This is a genomic window from Pseudomonas sp. J452 (genome assembly GCF_024666525.1).
Taxonomy (GTDB): domain Bacteria; phylum Pseudomonadota; class Gammaproteobacteria; order Pseudomonadales; family Pseudomonadaceae; genus Aquipseudomonas.
The window spans coordinates 4,654,021-4,669,375 of sequence record NZ_CP088294.1; the positions used below are offsets into that span (position 1 = coordinate 4,654,021).

Genomic DNA, 15,355 nt, shown 5'->3' on the forward strand with positions numbered 1-15,355 from the left:
GCCATGCACACCGAAGCCCTGCACACCCTGCACCAGCATCTGAACGCCGCCTTGGCCTGCGCCCCCGATGAGGCCCGCCGCCTGTTCCACGGTCGTGGCCGCTGCTGGCCGGGGCTGGAGCATGTGACGGTGGACTGGTTGCAAGGCGTGGTGCTGGTGGCGCTGTTCCGTGAGCCGGCTACCGATGAGCTGAACGCCCTGAACAGCATGCTGCTAAGCCTCAGCGCATCGCCGCAATGGCTGGCCAGTGGCGCCCAGGCCCTGCTGCTGCAACACCGCTACCGGCCGGACAGCGCCAGCGAGTGGCTATGCGGCGAGCCGGTCGAGCACTGGCTGGTCAGCGAGAATGGCCTGCAGTTCAAGCTGGACCTGGGCCGCAAGCAGAATACCGGGCTGTTTCTCGACATGCGCCACGGCCGGCGCTGGGTGCAGCAACAGGCGCACGGCCAGCGCGTGCTGAACCTGTTCGCCTACACCTGCGGTTTTTCGGTGGCGGCCATCGCCGGGGGCGCCGAGCATGTGGTCAACCTGGACATGGCCAAGGCCGCCCTGAGCCGCGGTCGCGAGAATCACCGTTTGAATCAGCATGACCTGAGCCGGGTCAGCTTCCTCGGCCATGACCTGTTCAAGTCCTGGGGCAAGCTCAAGCGCGAAGGGCCCTACGACCTGATCATCATCGACCCGCCATCGTTCCAGAAAGGCAGCTTCGTGCTGACCCAGGACTACCAGAAAGTCCTGCGCCGTCTGCCCGACCTGCTCACCGAGCAAGGCACGGTGCTGGCCTGCATGAACGACCCCGCGATTGGCGTGGACTTCCTGCTTGCGGGCTTCGCCAGCGAGGCGCCCGACCTGCTGTTCGTGCAGCGCCTGGACAATCCGCCGGAGTTCGCCGACAGCCAGCCAGAAGGTGGCCTGAAGGCGCTGGTGTTCAAGCAGCGCCAGGCCTCCTCATCCGTGTAGGAACCTGACTAGGATCTCGCAACGCCCTTCTCCCCAACCCTCGGCTTTAGCTTCCTGCATCACTCTACCTCCGCCTCCATGCAGTCGTCTCCCGCGAGCGGGAGAGGGGCACCTGACCGGCGGACTTCCGCGCCTATGAGTTCGGGCTAGACCGGCACGGGGCCTCTATGGTGTGCTGCCCAGGGCCTTCTTCACTGCTCGCCAGTTATTTCCAGGACCTCCGACAGCGCCTGGCTAACCCAGGCGCCGGGGCTGCGTCAGAGTGCGCCTTCAGAGCCGGTGTAGCTGGCCCCTTGCACCTTGCCATCCGGGCTCGACAGGCACGACCAGGGCGCGTCTGCGCCCGGCACCTCGATGGTGACACCAACACCGGCCTCGGCAGTGAGTACGTCAGTCACCTTCAATTTGGCCTGTGCGACGTTGGTGCTCTTGGCCACTGCAGCCAGGCAGGCCGCCTCAGCCTTGGCCGTCGGCGAAGCAGCAGTTTCCGCGCCAGCCTTGGTCTCGGCACAGACACCATTGGCACCGTGTTTGCCGGTGTAGGACAGCGACGGCGAACCGTCGGGATTGATGCTCAGGGAGAGAATCACTCCCTCGCCCTTGGCCTCGAAGTAGTTGTCGTTGAACTTCTTCAGCTGGGTTTCCTTGCCGTTGATATAGACAGGACCGCCCTCATCGGCGTGCACGTCTAGATTGCCCGGGCAGGTGGCATTGAGTTGTGGGATACCCGCCTGGGCGGCACCCGCCAGGAGCAGCATAGTGATGGCAGTCAGGGTTCTGTTCATCTGCATTCCCTCGTCGATGGAGTGGTCGCCGCCTGCTGGGTAACCGACGCTTGAAACACTCAACCCAACACGGCCCATGCAGCTTAGCTGAGCCGCCCGCAAACGCTGGAGGCTAGTTCGGTTGCTCCATCTCGGCCTTCAGCGCCTCATAGGCCGGCGCCGCGTAGATGCCCACGGCCACTGCCAACTCCATGACCCGCGGCAGGTCGCTGGTGTAGACGAGCACGCACTGCAACTCATCGTCCAGCGGCTCGCTGAGATCGACCAGCACATAACCGCCCTTCTCCTTGTACATGCTGGAGAGCTGCACCTGGATGCGGTTGAGGGCTTTCAGCGGCTCGATCTTTGTCAGTTGCTTAGGCTTGATGTTGAAGGGTACGTCCGGGCCAAAGGACTCGATGATGTGCTGCAGCAGCTCCTCGTAGCTGTCGGCCTGGAACAGCACGGTTTCCGGCAGGCTGCCGATCACCACCCATTCGCCCAGCGGGATGGGGAAACTGTCGTCGTAGTTGATGTCCGGGTTGGCGGCGAGGAAGGCCTGCGGGTCGGCATAGGCCTGGGCAGCCTCGTCGGCGATACGGGCGATCTCCTCGTCGGTCATGCAGCCGGAGCTGATCAGAGTGATAAGTTCGAGGAGTTGGGCTTGCATGGGGAGAGTCCTGGCGCCTGGATTGGGCGCCTAGGATACAGGGGCAACGCCGGACGGGTGAAACCCTAACGCGGGTTCACCGGCCCTACTCACCTTGCACTTAGCGCAGCTTTTCCAGCAGCCCGTAGTACCACATGCCCACGGCCAGCATCGGGTTGCCGAACACGTCACCGAGCGGCACCTTGATGTGCTTGCAGCTGGCGAAGGTGTCGAACTGGCCGAGGCTGCCGGTCAGGGCCTTGGCCATGATCTCGCCCATGATGTGGGTGGTGGCGATGCCGTGGCCGGAGTAGCCCTGGCAGTACCAGACGTTGTCCGACAGCTTGCCCAGCTGCGGGATGCGGTTCATCACGATGCCCATAGCGCAGCTCCACTGGAACTCGATGTCGACGCCCTTGAGCTGCGGGAAGGTCCGCTCGATGCACGGGCGCAGCTCGCCGGCGATATCGCGTGAGTCGCGCCCGGAATAGTTGGCGCCACCGCCGAACAGCAGGCGGCCGTCGGCGGTCATGCGGTAGTAATCCAGCACGAAGCGGCAGTCGTACACGGCCAGGTTCTGCGGGTTGAGCTGCTTGGCCAGCTCGCCCAGCGGCTTGGTGGTGACGATGCCGCCCATGGCCGGGAAGATCTTGCCCTTGAGCTGTTTGGGTTCCAGCTTGTGGTACACGTCGCCGGCCAGCAGCACCTGCTTGGCGTCGATGCGGCCCTGGGCGGTGATCACCGCCGGATTGGCGCCGTGGACGATTTCCAGCACCTCGGAATGTTCGAAGATCAGCGCGCCCAGGCTGGCGGCAGCCTTGGCCTCACCGATGCACAGATTCAAGGGGTGCAGGTGCATGTTGCGGGTGTTCTTCAGTGCGCCCATATAGAGATCGCTGCCCAAGTGGGAACGCACGCCCTCGCGATCCAGCAGGGTCACTTCATCACCCATGCCGCGGCGCTGGGCCTCGGCGTAGGTGCTTTCCAGCTCGCTCATGTGCACCGGCTTCATCGCCGCATGCAGGTGACCGTGGCGCAGGTCGCACTGGATGCCGTACTTCTCGACCCGGCTCTTGATGATTTCGTGACCGCGCCAGCGCAGGTGCCAGATGAAGTCGTCGACTTCGTCGCCGAGCTTATTGCGCATCTGCTTGGTCATCGCCGCATCGCCTGACAGGCTGCCGGTGACCTGGCCGCCATTGCGTCCGGTGGCGCCCCAGCCGATCTTGTGCGACTCGACGATGGCCACCTTGAGGCCGCGCTCGGCCAGCTCCACCGCACTGGCCACACCGGTGAAGCCGCCGCCGATGATCACCACGTCGACGCTGACCTGGCCCTGCAGGGTCGGATAGTCGGTCTCCTCGTTGAGGGTGGCGGTGTAGTACGACTTGCAGCGCTCGGCGGCGGGGATCACGGGCTGGGTGGCGGCGTTCATGCGGTGTTCCTTGTTGATAGGGCGTGGCAAGGCGCGAAACCATTTTCCACGGGATAGCGTGTAAGTAGCCCGGATGCAATCCGGGAACGGCCAGGTATTGGCAGGCAAGCGAATCGGCAATGGCACTGCGGACATGGCGCAGCCGCCTGGTTCAGGATGCTGAGTACAGACCATCCGGTGGACGCGCGTGGCGGCAATGCCAGAGCGCCCAGAAGGCGAGAATTTCAGGCAGCAGCGGATCGCCGCGCCGGACCCCGGCCTGGAATAGGCCCAAACGAGGTGCATGGCGGGAAAGACAGATCGGGGAAATCATGGACAAGGAGACTCGCACGCCGGCGAGCGTTGGTTAAATCGGATTTTTTACACATTCAGGTTCGGTATCACTAAACAAACATACCTGTATCGCTAACGCGGCGGCTGGTAGCGGAACGGTACCGCCAGCCCGCTATCGATCTGCCAGGAAAGTTGATGCACCCCGGCCAGCACGCCGCGATCGGTATTGCGCATCAGCTCCTGCCATTCCGCTTCGAAGGCGCTCTGGAGATTGCGGCGTAGTTGCGCCTCGGTTTCAGGGCGCTCGTTCGCGCGGGCAATGGCCGTGAAAATCGCCACGCCCAGGGACAGCGTAGTGCCGGCCACCCGCCCGACCATGGCGCCGACGGCGCTGGCCGCGCTGCTGGTGGTCAGCTCATCCACCAGTCGCTCACTGGTGCGCTGCGCCACCGAGGCAATGCCGGGGTCCGTCGACCAGTCCGCCAAACCGCCGGGAGTCGCACGAATGCGCTCGATCAGGCCGACATAGGCGGGCAGCCGTTTCAGCGGGTCGGCCTGCAGCAGCTCATAGAGCGACGCGCCGGGCGCCTGGGTGATGGCGGGAACCGCCTGCAAGCGCTGGTCGAACTGCTCCTGCGGCACCGCATGGCGCTGCGCCAGGCCCTGCAACCGCTGGTCGAGTTCCTGCACATAGAGCCGGGTGCTGCGCTCCATGATCTGATCGGGGTCATCCTCTTCGGCCACCGGCTCCAGCACGCGTTCCTGGTACTGCTCCTGCAGGTACAGCGCCAGGCGGCTGACCGTCGGGTCCTTGTCGCCACCCGCGCTGAGCTTGTACCAGGACACCTTCATGCTCAGCCATTGCTGGGTCCAATAGCCGGAAAACCAGGGAATGAACTCATCGTCGGTCTGCTGGTAGACCCGCTCCATCCAGTGCTGCATGGACAGCAGGGCATGCTCCCTGGCCTGCTCGGCTGCGGCCTGCGATGCTCGGGCGATGTCGCGGTCGACCTGGCGCCAGGTGCTGGCGGAAACCGCCACCGGTGGATCGCTGGCGCAACCGCCCAGCGCCACCAGCCAGGCGACGAGCAGGGCCTGCAGCGTCGGCCTGCATAGCCACCGTCCAAGCGTTTGGGCACGGCTGACGGCCGAGTCCCTTGCACTGCACATACCGCGCAACCGCCTCGCAGCCCGCTACGGGCCACGCCTCTCCTCCGGCAAGCTGCAGAACACCTGCGCAGCCTTGCCCGCCCCCGCTCCAACGGAACGTCCAGCACGTCCGACCCTGGTGTGTTGAGTATAGGGCTCGCCCGCCTACCGACCGTCAGCCCAGCCAGCCCTGGGTGGCCAGCAGCAAAACCAGATAACGGCCGACCTTGGCCAGCGTGACGATCAGCAGAAAACGCCACCAGGGCTCACGCATGACACCCGCGACCACGGTGAGCGGATCGCCGATGATCGGCACCCAGCTCAGCAGTAGCGACCAGCGGCCATAGCGCTGGTAAGCCTGCTGGGCTTTCTCCAGCTGACTGGCACTGACCGGGAACCAGCGCCGCTGGCGAAAACGTTCGACGCAGCGGCCCAGCCACCAGTTCAACAGCGAACCCAGCACATTGCCGCTGCTCGCCACCGCCAGCAGCAACCAGGCCGGGTACTGCTCACTGAGCAGCAACGCGACCAACAACGCCTCCGACTGCGCCGGCAACAGCGTGGCCGCGGCGAATGCCGCAAAAAACAGACCGAAGTAAGCAGACAGTTCCAGCACGCGTGGTGGCTCAGCAAGGGCAAGGCAGGTCGCTGTCAGCCTGACAGCCAACCCGTGGGCGGCGGATGATAACCAGGATAGGCAGACCCAGGGGCTGTTCCCGCGGCGTTGACGGCCGCGACGAAACGGGAATAGACGGGGTAAAACGAGTTTGAGGCCGTGCAACTGAGCAAATGACGGGAGTAACGCCTTTACTTACCAGGCGACACTATTGCGCGGCCGCATCGGCAAGCTGTGCGCAAGGGATATGACGGCAGCTGGCCAGTATGGTTAGACTGCAACTATGTAGGGCCGAACCTGCTGGGCGGCGTCTTTCAATCCTGGCGAAGCAGAGTCCCAATGCAGCCATTGAGTTCTATCAGGGCGTCAGAAAGCGCCAACGATGAGCTGTTCGATGGCCTGGTCCGTCTGGCCAGGCAACATGTCGGTGTGCTGTCGGCGCTGGTGATTGCAGGCGCCGAGGATCAGCCACGGATACGCACCTGCGCGGGTGCTGCTCTCGGCAATGCCGTCAGTCATTTCGAAGCCCCCTGGCGCTGCGCCGATGCGCTGTTGGTGGTAGCCGATATCCAGTGCGATGAACGCTTGCGCGATCTCGACCTGCTCGCCGCGGCACCCCATGTACGTTTTCTGGCGGCCTGCCCACTGCGGGCACCGGCCGGTGAAGTGCTCGGCATCCTCTATCTGCTGCACGACCAACCCCGCGAGCTGGACACCGCCCAGCAACAGGTGCTGCACCAGCTTGCCCAGCTGGCCGCGCAGCTGCTCACCCGCGAGGCTGCCGATGCGCAGCGGCAACGGGAGCTGGACCTGCTGCACGAGAACGAACGACGCATGGCGCTGGCCATTGCCGGCAGCGGCACCGGGATCTGGGACCGCAATGTGGCCAGCGGGGAGATTCACTACTCCACCGGCTGGAAAGCCTTGCTGGGGTATGCCGAGCACGAAGTCGGCAACCGCATCGAGGAAAGCTACACACGCGTCCACCCCGCCGACCTGGCCTATGTCCAGGCGAGCATCCAGGCGCATTTCGAACAGCACACCGAGACCTACGAAGTCGAGCATCGCCTGCTGTGCCGTAACGGCAGCTACAAATGGGTCTGCAGCCGCGGCAAGGTGGTCGAGCGCGATAGTGCCGGCCAACCATTGCGCATGATCGGCACGACCACGGACATCAGCGCCATGCGCACCCTGTCGGAACAGGTGCAGCAGACCGCCACACTGATGACCGACCTGACCAACGAAATCCCCGGCATGGCCTTCCAGTATCAGCGCCAGGCGGACGGCAGGTCCTTCTTTACCTATGCCAGCGGCGGGGTGCGCGCGATCTACGGGCTCACGGCCGAACAACTGCTGGAAAACCCGGACCTGCTGCACGAGATCATTCACCCGGACGATCGGGCCGTTTACCTCTCCTCCCTCGCCATATCCGCAACAGACCTGACGCCCTGGCACCTGGAGTACCGGGTGCAGTTGCCGCAACAAGGCACCTACTGGCGCCAGGGCGATGCCTGCCCCAGGCAGTTGGAAGATGGCAGCGTGCTGTGGCATGGCTTCATTGCCGATATCACCGCGCACAAGCTGATCGAAGCCGAGCTGCAGGAGTTCGCCACCACGGACTTCCTGACCCAGCTGCGCAACCGCCGCAGCTTCATGCTGCAACTCGAAACCGAGCTGTCGCGGGTGCAGCGAACCGCCGGACACTGCGCCACGCTGCTGATGTTCGACCTCGATCACTTCAAGGACATCAATGATCGCTGGGGCCACTTCGTCGGCGACCAGGCCCTGCGCCATTTCGCGGCAATCCTCGGCGCGCAGCTGCGCAAGACCGATGCCGCCGGACGGATGGGCGGCGAAGAGTTCGCCGTGCTGCTGAGCGATACCGATATCGCCCAGGCCATGAATTTCGGCGAGCGTATTCGCAACGAATTAACCAGAACACCCCTGGTTCATGACGGTGAACAGATCCCCCTGGCGGTCAGCGTCGGCATTGCCGCCATTCACGCCGGCGACCTGAGCCCCGAGGCCGTGCTGTCGCGTAGTGACATAGCGCTTTACCGCGCCAAGCGCAGCGGCCGCAACCGCATCGAATGCCACTCGGAAGTGGCGCACTAGCAACGATCGTGAACAGGCTCTAAGTCGCAGACCTGTCATTCCTTTGTCGAATACCGACTCCTGTCCATGGGTTCGTATTCCCTGACTACTATCAGTGCCATACCCAAAACCTATTTGATAGCTCGGTAGGCAGGGTCAAGACTGATTCGGGTAGTTAGGTGTAAACAACAAAAGGAACGATTCCATGTCGAACGATGCAAAGTGCCCATTCTCCGGCGGTGCTGGCAGCCCCACCGTCGCTGGCGCCCAGTCGAACGCAGACTGGTGGCCCAACCAACTCAACCTGAAGATCCTGCACCAGCATTCCTCGCTGTCCGACCCGATGGATGCGGACTTCAACTACGCCGAGGAATTCAAGAGCCTCGACCTGGACGCTGTGGTCAAGGACCTCACCGCCCTGATGACCGACTCCCAGGACTGGTGGCCCGCCGACTGGGGCCACTACGGCGGCCTGATGATCCGCATGGCTTGGCACGCTGCCGGCACCTATCGCATCGCCGACGGCCGTGGTGGCGCCGGCACCGGCAACCAGCGTTTCGCCCCGCTGAACAGCTGGCCGGACAACGGCAACCTGGACAAGGCCCGCCGCCTGCTGTGGCCGATCAAGCAGAAGTACGGCCGCAAGCTGTCCTGGGCCGACCTGTTCATCCTCGCCGGCAACGTCGCCCTGGAATCCATGGGCTTCAAGACCTTCGGTTTCGGCGGCGGGCGCAACGACATCTGGGCGCCGGAAGAAGACGTCTACTGGGGCGCCGAAAAACAGTGGCTGGCCACCAGCGACAAACCCAACAGCCGCTACTCCGGTGATCGCAATCTGGCCAACCCGCTGGCAGCCGTGCAGATGGGCCTGATCTACGTCAACCCCGAAGGCCCGGACGGCAATCCCGACCCGCTGGCGTCTGGCCGCGATGTGCGCGAGACCTTTGCGCGCATGGCCATGAACGACGAGGAAACCGTGGCGCTGGTCGCCGGCGGCCACACCTTCGGCAAGGCCCATGGCGCCGGTGACCCGGCGCTGGTCGGCGCCGAGCCGGAAGCGGCGGGCATTGAGGAACAGGGCCTGGGCTGGATCAACAAGCTGGGCAGCGGCAAAGGCGTGCACGCCACCACCAGCGGTATCGAAGGCGCGTGGAAACCCAACCCGACGAAATGGGACATGGGCTACTTCGACATGCTGTTCGGCTACGAGTGGGAGCTGACCAAGAGCCCCGCCGGCGCGCAGCAGTGGGTGGCCAAGAACGTCAAACCGGAACACATGATTCCCGACGCCCATGACCCGTCGAAGAAGCACCCACCGATGATGACCACCGCAGACATGTCGCTGCGCATGGACCCGGCCTACGAGAAGATCTCGCGGCGCTTCCACCAGAACCCGCAGGAGTTCGCCGACGCCTTCGCCCGCGCCTGGTTCAAGCTGACCCACCGCGACATGGGCCCGCGTGCCCGCTACCTGGGCAAGCTGGTACCCAAGGAAGTGCTGATCTGGCAGGACCCGGTGCCCGCCGTCGATCATCCGCTGGTCGATGCGCAGGACATCGCCGCCCTGAAGGCCAAGATCCTCGCCAGCGGCCTATCCATCGCCCAACTGGTCAGCACCGCCTGGGCCTCGGCCGCCACCTTCCGCGGCAGCGACAAGCGCGGCGGCGCCAACGGCGCACGTATTCGCCTGGCACCACAGAAGGACTGGCCGGCCAACCAGCCGGCGCAGCTGGCCAAGGTTCTCGCTGCATTGGAAAGCGTGCAGAAGGACTTCAATGCCTCGGCCGCCGGCGGCAAGAAAGTCTCACTGGCCGACCTGATCGTGCTGGGCGGTTGCGCCGCCGTCGAAGCCGCGGCGAAGAAGGCCGGGGTCAACGTCACGGTGCCCTTCGCTGCGGGCCGCACGGACGCTACCCAGGCGCAGACCGACGCCGACTCGTTCGCCGTACTGGAGCCGAAGGCCGATGGCTTCCGCAACTATGCCCAGCCAGGGCTGGAAGGCGCAGCAGCCGAGCTGCTGATCGACAAGGCCCAGCTGCTGACGCTGACCGCGCCGGAAATGACCGTACTGATCGGCGGTCTGCGCGCCCTCAACGCCAACGTCGGCCAGGCCCAACATGGTGTGTTCAGCAAGCGTCCGGAAACCCTGAGCAACGACTTCTTCATCAACCTGCTCGACATGAGCACCAAGTGGCAGAAGTCGGCCAGCGAGGGCGTACTGGAAGGGCGTGATCGCAAGAGCGGTGATCTGAAGTGGACCGGCACGGTGGTCGACCTGGTCTTCGGCTCGAACTCGCAGTTGCGTGCGCTTGCCGAGGTCTATGCCACTAGCGATGCCTCGGCGAAGTTCGTCAATGACTTCGTCGCCGCCTGGGACAAGGTGATGAACCTCGATCGCTTCGACCTGGCGTGATGCTGCACACCAGGCCTTGACAGGCCTGGCACACCTGGCCAAGACCTGACCCGGGGCAATCCCGGGCCAGGTCGCGGCTGCACCAGCCCGCAGCGTTTGTACCACGCCTGCCCCGTAATCCTCCCCGCCTTCTCTGCCCCGCTGTGGCGCTTGAAAACGCTTACAACACTGAGCGTGCTTGCTGCTTGCCCTGATCCTCGGCAACCGTTTCCGGTCGCCTGAACCAGCGCCTGCGACTGACTAGCAACACCCCCGCCAGCACCAGGCCAGCCCCCAGCAGCTGCGCCAGGGACACCGGCTCGCGCAACAGCAGCCAGCCGAAGAAGATCGTCAGGATCGGCCCCAGCGTGCCAATCAGCACCGTGCGCGCCGCACCGATACGGTGGATCGCCGCCGACTGCCAGAACACCGGCAATACCGTGGAGAAGATCGCCATCGCCGCCGCATAGGCATACACCGGCATGGGCTGGTTCAGCGCGGCAAAGGGTTGGCTGGCGACGAAGTGCAGCTGCGTGGCCAGGGTCGAGACGATGATCGCCAGGGCGGCAAAACGGAGGGTGCCCAGGCGCTGGATAGCCACCTCGGCGCCAGCGCTGTACAGCGCGTAGGACAGCGCCGAGGCGAAGACGAAGGCGCTGCCGATCAGCACCGCACGGATGTCACCGGCCACCTCGAGATCATGCGCAAACGCCAGGCCAATGCCGGCATAGGACAGCAGCAGGGCCGCCACCTGACGCCTCTGCAAACGCTTGCCCAGCGCGAGGACACCGATCAGCACGGTCAGGGTCGGGTAGATGAACAGGATCAGGCGTTCGAGCGCGGCGGAGATGTACTGCAGACCGACGAAGTCGAGGATGCTCGCCCCGTAGTAGCCCAGCAGGCCGAGCGCGAGCAACAGCGCGTAATCCTTGCGGGTCAGCGGCGTGGCGGCGCGGCACAGCCACAGCACGGCCCAGAGGGCGATCGGCAAGGCGAAGGTCATGCGCAGGGTCAGCAGCGTGAGCGCGTCGACGGGGGCTGCGGCATAGGCCAGCTTGACGAAAATCGCCTTGAAGGAAAAACCAAACGCGGCCAGCACGGCCAGCATGATACCGAGGCGTTCGGCGGACCAGATATTCCAGGGCATGGCGGATAGAGTCCTGTAGAGTTTTATCTGGACGAATGATCACGGCAATGGAATCCAGGTTAAATTGGGTTTTACCCAACGCATCGTTCGGATATGACCAACGCTATGCACTATGACCTCACAGACCTGCGTCTCTTCGTGGCGATTGCCGAAGCCCGCAACCTGACCCGTGGCGCCGAGCGCGTGCACCTGGCAGCCTCCTCGGCCAGTCATCGCATGCGCATGCTGGAACAGTCGATCGGTACGCCGCTGTTGGTTCGCGAGCCGCGCGGGGTGCGCCTGACTCGCGCCGGCGATGCGCTGCTGCGCCATGCGCGCCAGGTGTTCGCCCAACTCGAACAGATGCATGCCGACCTCACGCCCTACGCCAAAGGGGTGCGCGGGCATGTCAGCCTGTGGGCCAACACCCACGCCACCCATGCTTTCCTGCCTGACAGCCTGGCAGCCTTCTTGAAACGCCATCCGCAGGTGAGCATTTCCCTGGAGGAACACACCAGCCCGGAAGTGGTCATGGCCGTAGCTCGCGGAGAAGTGGAGGTCGGCGTGGTGGCCGAATCGATAGAAGGCGCGGAAGTCGAACTGCTGCCCTACCGGGCCGACCGCCTAGTGCTGATCGCGCCCGCCGACCACCCGATTGCCCAACGCACCAGCACGCCCTTCGCCGCAGTGCTGGACTACCCCTTCGTGATGCTGCATTCCGGCTCGGCCATTCACACCTTCACCATGAACGCCGCCGCCGCACTGGGCCGGCACCTCGAAGTGCGCATCCAGGTACGCAGCTTCGAGGCAGTGTGCCGCATGGTCAGCGCCGGGGTTGGCCTGGGCCTGGTACCGCGCAGCGCCCTGGCCGATGGCCCGCCCCGCGAGCCGCTGGCCGTGATCGAACTGGAAGAGCCCTGGGCCCAGCGCGACCTGAAAGTCTGCGTGCGCAAACGCGAGCAACTGTCGCGCTTTGCCGCCGAGCTGGTGGCCTGCCTGACCGACAGCGAGGTGGAGCGGCCCCTCCGCCCCTCGCCCTATTGATCCGGCCTGTATTAAGGGATTACACAGCACGATTCTTGTAGGAGCCAGCTTGCTGGCGATTCGGGCGTGAAGAGCATCGCCAGCAAGCTGGCTCCTACACCAACCAATCTATTTGCAGGCCGAATCTGTAACCCTCTTACACAAGAGGGAGAGGGGACTGTCCGTGTTGCCAGAAAGTCCTTATTCCGCTGCATTCAGCGCAAAGAAAACGCCGCCTGCCAGCGTTGTAGCCCGGATGAAATCCGGGAGCGGAGTTGCCTGTTCCCTCCAACTGCGGTGCCATACAGGCACACCAGACAATAAAAAACCGCCCCGAAGGGCGGTTCTTTTATTGCGGATTAAACCTTTGCCAGGGAGGCAATTCGCCGCCTAGCCGCGATCCAGCTCTTCCTGCTTGGCCAGAAACTCTTCCTCGAGCAAGGCATCGGTGAGGATCACTTCGCCGGGTTCGCCGATGCGCCCGGTGGAGACCACCTTGGTTTCCAGACGACCGGACAGGTGTTCCAGGGCGTGACGCATTTTCTCGACGGCACCATCCACGGCGATGCCCATTTCATCGGACTTGTGGGTGACGGAGATAGGTTGATGGCCTTTCGGGCGGGCCTCGATGTGGCAGCGCTTGTCGTCGGCGCCGGCCTTGTGTGCGTTTTCATCGCTGATATGGACGACCACTCGGGTGAGGAACTCGTCGAAGTGATCGAGTTTGTCCAAGACGGCGGAGCTGACCCACTCCTGAAGCCGAGCACTGCCTTCAATCTGGTTCGTATGAACTTGAACTTGCATAGGGCTTCCTCGTTTTACTGGGGTGTTGTATCGAGGTACTGCGACTGCAAAGGTTCAGGCTGTGTGACACATCTCCCGTGGTGGCGCCTGCTGCTGCAAGGGCTTGCAGCGAAAAGGTCTGCGCGTTAGCGAACGGCTCGACCGCCCATCTCCCCCTGCTCTGCCACAACACATCGAAGCAACCCTGGCACTTGGGCCAAGGCTGGTTGAATTCAGTCCTTAGCTAAGTCTTACTACAGTCGTGGCGGTCAGGCAAACGCGGCGTATTCATAAAGCCCCCGAGACTGTGTCGACAGTTTGCCGACGGCCTACTCCTCCTGCCGTGCATCGCGCAGGTTGGCCAGCACCCGCTCGGCGTTTTCCGTGCACTGCATGCCCTCCGGCTTGCTCTCGATGCTGGCGATGATGCCCAGCAGCTGCGCCTTGTTCTGTGCCAGGCGCTGCTGCATGACTTCGATCTCGCCGACCTTGCGCTGCAGGCTGGCCAGCAGTTCGTCGTGGGCCCAGCCTTGCTGCTCGCTGCCCGGCAGCAGGCGGCGGATCTCCTCCAGGCTGAAACCGGACTGCTGGGCGCAGGCGATAAGGCCGAGGGTCTGTACCGTCTGCTCCGGATAGCTGCGGTAACCGTTGGCCTGGCGCTGGACGGCGATCAGCCCGCTGGCCTCGTAGAAACGGATACGCGAGGGCGCGAGCCCTGTGCGAGTGGCCAGTTCACCGATTTTCATTTTGTCTACTCCGGGCTATTGACCTTAAAGTTGACTTTAACCTTAGGCTTGCTCCACCTGCTACCCCGGAGTACGCCATGACTGCCTTCCACGCCCTGCAACTGCCCAACGGTACCGCCATCCCCAACCGCATCGCCAAGGCGGCGATGGAAGAGAACCTGGCCGACGCCAGCCAGGGCCCCTCCGCCGAGCTGTTGCGCCTGTACCAGGCCTGGGCCGCAGGCGGCGCCGGGCTGCTGCTGACCGGCAACGTGATGGTCGACCGCCGCGCCATGACCGGCCCCGGCGGCGTAGTACTGGAAGACGAACGCCAGCTGGACAAGTTTCGCGAGTGGGCACGCATCGGCCGCGCCCAGGGCGCGCAGTTCTGGATGCAGATCAACCACCCCGGCCGGCAGATGCAGGCCAACCTCGGCCAGCAGACAGTTGCGCCCTCGGCCGTGGCCCTGGAGCTGGGTGGCCTGTCGAAGCTGTTTCCGCTGCCCAAGGCGCTCGGCGACGAGGAGATCGGCGCGCTGATCCAGCGCTTCGCGCGCACCGCGCAACTGGCCGAACAGGCCGGCTTCAGCGGTGTGCAGATCCATGCCGCGCACGGCTACCTGCTCAGCCAGTTCCTCTCGCCCATCAGCAACAAGCGCACCGACAGCTGGGGCGGCCCGCTGGAGAACCGCGCGCGTCTGCTGCTGGAAGTGGTCAAGGCGGTGCGCGCCGTGGTGGCGCCAAGCTTCTGCGTGGCGGTCAAGCTCAACTCGGCGGACTTCCAGCGTGGCGGCTTCGACGGCGCCGACGCCAAGCGCGTGGTGCAGATGCTCAATGAGCTTTCGGTCGACCTGGTCGAGCTGTCCGGCGGCAGCTACGAGGCGCCGGCCATGCAGGGCGACGCGCGCGACGGTCGCACCCTGGCGCGCGAGGCCTACTTCCTCGAATTCGCCGGCGAGATCGCCGCAGCGGCCAAGATGCCCGTGATGGTCACCGGCGGTATCCGCCGCCTGCCGGTGGTCGAGCAGGTGCTGGACAGCGGCGTGGCCATGGCCGGCATCGCCACCGCCCTGGCCATCGAACCGAACCTGCCGCGCCGCTGGCAGGCCGGCGAGCGGCAAATCAGCGCCGAGTTGGCGCCGATCCGCTGGAAGCACAAGGTCCTGGCCTCGCTGGCCTACATGGCCACAGTGAAGTTCCAGATGCAGCGCCTCAGCCGTGGCGGCCAGCCCAAGCCGAACGTATCGCCGCTGCGCGCCTTGCTCGCGGAACAGCTGAAAACCGCGCGCCGTACCCGCCTGTACAAGCGCCTGATGGCTGCCGGCTAACAGGCCGTTGAAAAATGTTGGCGAGGCAGCCGAGACAA

12 protein-coding genes and 1 pseudogene are annotated in these 15,355 nt (G+C 64.4%); 5 read left to right on the plus strand and 8 right to left on the minus strand.

The genetic code is table 11. The annotated features are described in order from the left end of the window. Positions 1-3 precede the first annotated feature (3 nt). Positions 4-960 carry a class I SAM-dependent methyltransferase gene (locus LRS11_RS21405; protein ID WP_260494836.1) on the plus strand — a complete coding sequence of 319 codons (957 nt, stop codon included), beginning with the start codon at positions 4-6 and terminating at the stop codon, positions 958-960. Between the two features lie 509 nt (positions 961-1,469). On the opposite strand, the pseudogene LRS11_RS21410 reads toward LRS11_RS21405, so the two are convergent. From LRS11_RS21410 to LRS11_RS21430, 5 genes and pseudogenes are all read right to left on the minus strand, one after another. Beyond that, positions 1,470-1,745 (minus strand): annotated as a pseudogene (locus tag LRS11_RS21410) (hypothetical protein); the annotation flags it as partial. 112 nt (positions 1,746-1,857) lie between these two features. Next, positions 1,858-2,394 carry a hypothetical protein gene (locus LRS11_RS21415; RefSeq protein WP_260494837.1) on the minus strand — a complete coding sequence of 179 codons (537 nt, stop codon included), beginning with the start codon at positions 2,392-2,394 and terminating at the stop codon, positions 1,858-1,860. A 100-nt stretch (positions 2,395-2,494) separates the two neighbouring features. Beyond that, positions 2,495-3,808 carry an FAD-binding oxidoreductase gene (locus LRS11_RS21420; RefSeq protein WP_260494838.1) on the minus strand — a complete coding sequence of 438 codons (1,314 nt, stop codon included), beginning with the start codon at positions 3,806-3,808 and terminating at the stop codon, positions 2,495-2,497. Positions 3,809-4,213: 405 nt separating this feature from the next. After that, complete coding sequence (locus LRS11_RS21425) at positions 4,214-5,251, minus strand: hypothetical protein (protein WP_260494839.1); 1,038 nt, start codon at positions 5,249-5,251, stop codon at positions 4,214-4,216. A gap of 154 nt (positions 5,252-5,405) precedes the next feature. Further along, the gene (locus LRS11_RS21430; protein WP_260494840.1) at positions 5,406-5,846 is read right to left on the minus strand and encodes a YqaA family protein; all 441 of its coding nucleotides are present in this window, start codon (positions 5,844-5,846) and stop codon (positions 5,406-5,408) included. Between the two features lie 339 nt (positions 5,847-6,185). Here LRS11_RS21430 and LRS11_RS21435 point away from each other — a divergent pair, with 339 nt between their 5' ends. Further along, positions 6,186-7,961: a diguanylate cyclase gene (locus tag LRS11_RS21435; RefSeq protein WP_260494841.1), complete on the plus strand. Its 1,776-nt coding sequence runs from the start codon at positions 6,186-6,188 to the stop codon at positions 7,959-7,961. Between the two features lie 184 nt (positions 7,962-8,145). Beyond that, positions 8,146-10,353, plus strand: coding sequence for a catalase/peroxidase HPI (gene katG, locus LRS11_RS21440; protein ID WP_260494842.1), 2,208 nt, complete (start codon positions 8,146-8,148; stop codon positions 10,351-10,353). 160 nt (positions 10,354-10,513) lie between these two features. Here katG and LRS11_RS21445 read toward each other — a convergent pair whose 3' ends face one another. Next, the gene (locus LRS11_RS21445; RefSeq protein ID WP_260494843.1) at positions 10,514-11,479 is read right to left on the minus strand and encodes a DMT family transporter; all 966 of its coding nucleotides are present in this window, start codon (positions 11,477-11,479) and stop codon (positions 10,514-10,516) included. Between the two features lie 93 nt (positions 11,480-11,572). Here LRS11_RS21445 and LRS11_RS21450 point away from each other — a divergent pair, with 93 nt between their 5' ends. Then, entirely contained in the window at positions 11,573-12,502 is a 930-nt protein-coding gene (locus tag LRS11_RS21450; protein WP_260494844.1) for a LysR family transcriptional regulator, read from the plus strand. A 369-nt stretch (positions 12,503-12,871) separates the two neighbouring features. Here LRS11_RS21450 and LRS11_RS21455 read toward each other — a convergent pair whose 3' ends face one another. Further along, a complete protein-coding gene (locus LRS11_RS21455; protein WP_260494845.1) occupies positions 12,872-13,285 on the minus strand; it encodes an HPF/RaiA family ribosome-associated protein in 414 nt (137 codons plus the stop codon). Between the two features lie 308 nt (positions 13,286-13,593). Beyond that, on the minus strand, positions 13,594-14,010 hold the full coding sequence (locus tag LRS11_RS21460; RefSeq protein ID WP_260494846.1) for a MerR family transcriptional regulator: 417 nt from the start codon (positions 14,008-14,010) through the stop codon (positions 13,594-13,596). A 77-nt stretch (positions 14,011-14,087) separates the two neighbouring features. Between LRS11_RS21460 and LRS11_RS21465 the strand changes: the two genes are divergently transcribed. Beyond that, positions 14,088-15,317, plus strand: coding sequence for an NADH:flavin oxidoreductase/NADH oxidase family protein (locus LRS11_RS21465; RefSeq protein WP_260494847.1), 1,230 nt, complete (start codon positions 14,088-14,090; stop codon positions 15,315-15,317). The last annotated feature ends 38 nt before the right edge of the window (positions 15,318-15,355 follow it).

Coding starts and splice junctions, on each gene's coding strand:
- LRS11_RS21435 (WP_260494841.1), top strand. CDS start 6,186: ATGCAGCCATTGAGTTCTATCAGGGCGTCAGAAAGCGCCAACGATGAG.
- LRS11_RS21425 (WP_260494839.1), bottom strand. CDS start 5,251: ATGTGCAGTGCAAGGGACTCGGCCGTCAGCCGTGCCCAAACGCTTGGA.
- LRS11_RS21445 (WP_260494843.1), bottom strand. CDS start 11,479: ATGCCCTGGAATATCTGGTCCGCCGAACGCCTCGGTATCATGCTGGCC.
- LRS11_RS21460 (WP_260494846.1), bottom strand. CDS start 14,010: ATGAAAATCGGTGAACTGGCCACTCGCACAGGGCTCGCGCCCTCGCGT.
- LRS11_RS21420 (WP_260494838.1), bottom strand. CDS start 3,808: ATGAACGCCGCCACCCAGCCCGTGATCCCCGCCGCCGAGCGCTGCAAG.
- katG (WP_260494842.1), top strand. CDS start 8,146: ATGTCGAACGATGCAAAGTGCCCATTCTCCGGCGGTGCTGGCAGCCCC.
- LRS11_RS21415 (WP_260494837.1), bottom strand. CDS start 2,394: ATGCAAGCCCAACTCCTCGAACTTATCACTCTGATCAGCTCCGGCTGC.
- LRS11_RS21450 (WP_260494844.1), top strand. CDS start 11,573: ATGACCAACGCTATGCACTATGACCTCACAGACCTGCGTCTCTTCGTG.
- LRS11_RS21465 (WP_260494847.1), top strand. CDS start 14,088: ATGACTGCCTTCCACGCCCTGCAACTGCCCAACGGTACCGCCATCCCC.
- LRS11_RS21455 (WP_260494845.1), bottom strand. CDS start 13,285: ATGCAAGTTCAAGTTCATACGAACCAGATTGAAGGCAGTGCTCGGCTT.
- LRS11_RS21405 (WP_260494836.1), top strand. CDS start 4: ATGCACACCGAAGCCCTGCACACCCTGCACCAGCATCTGAACGCCGCC.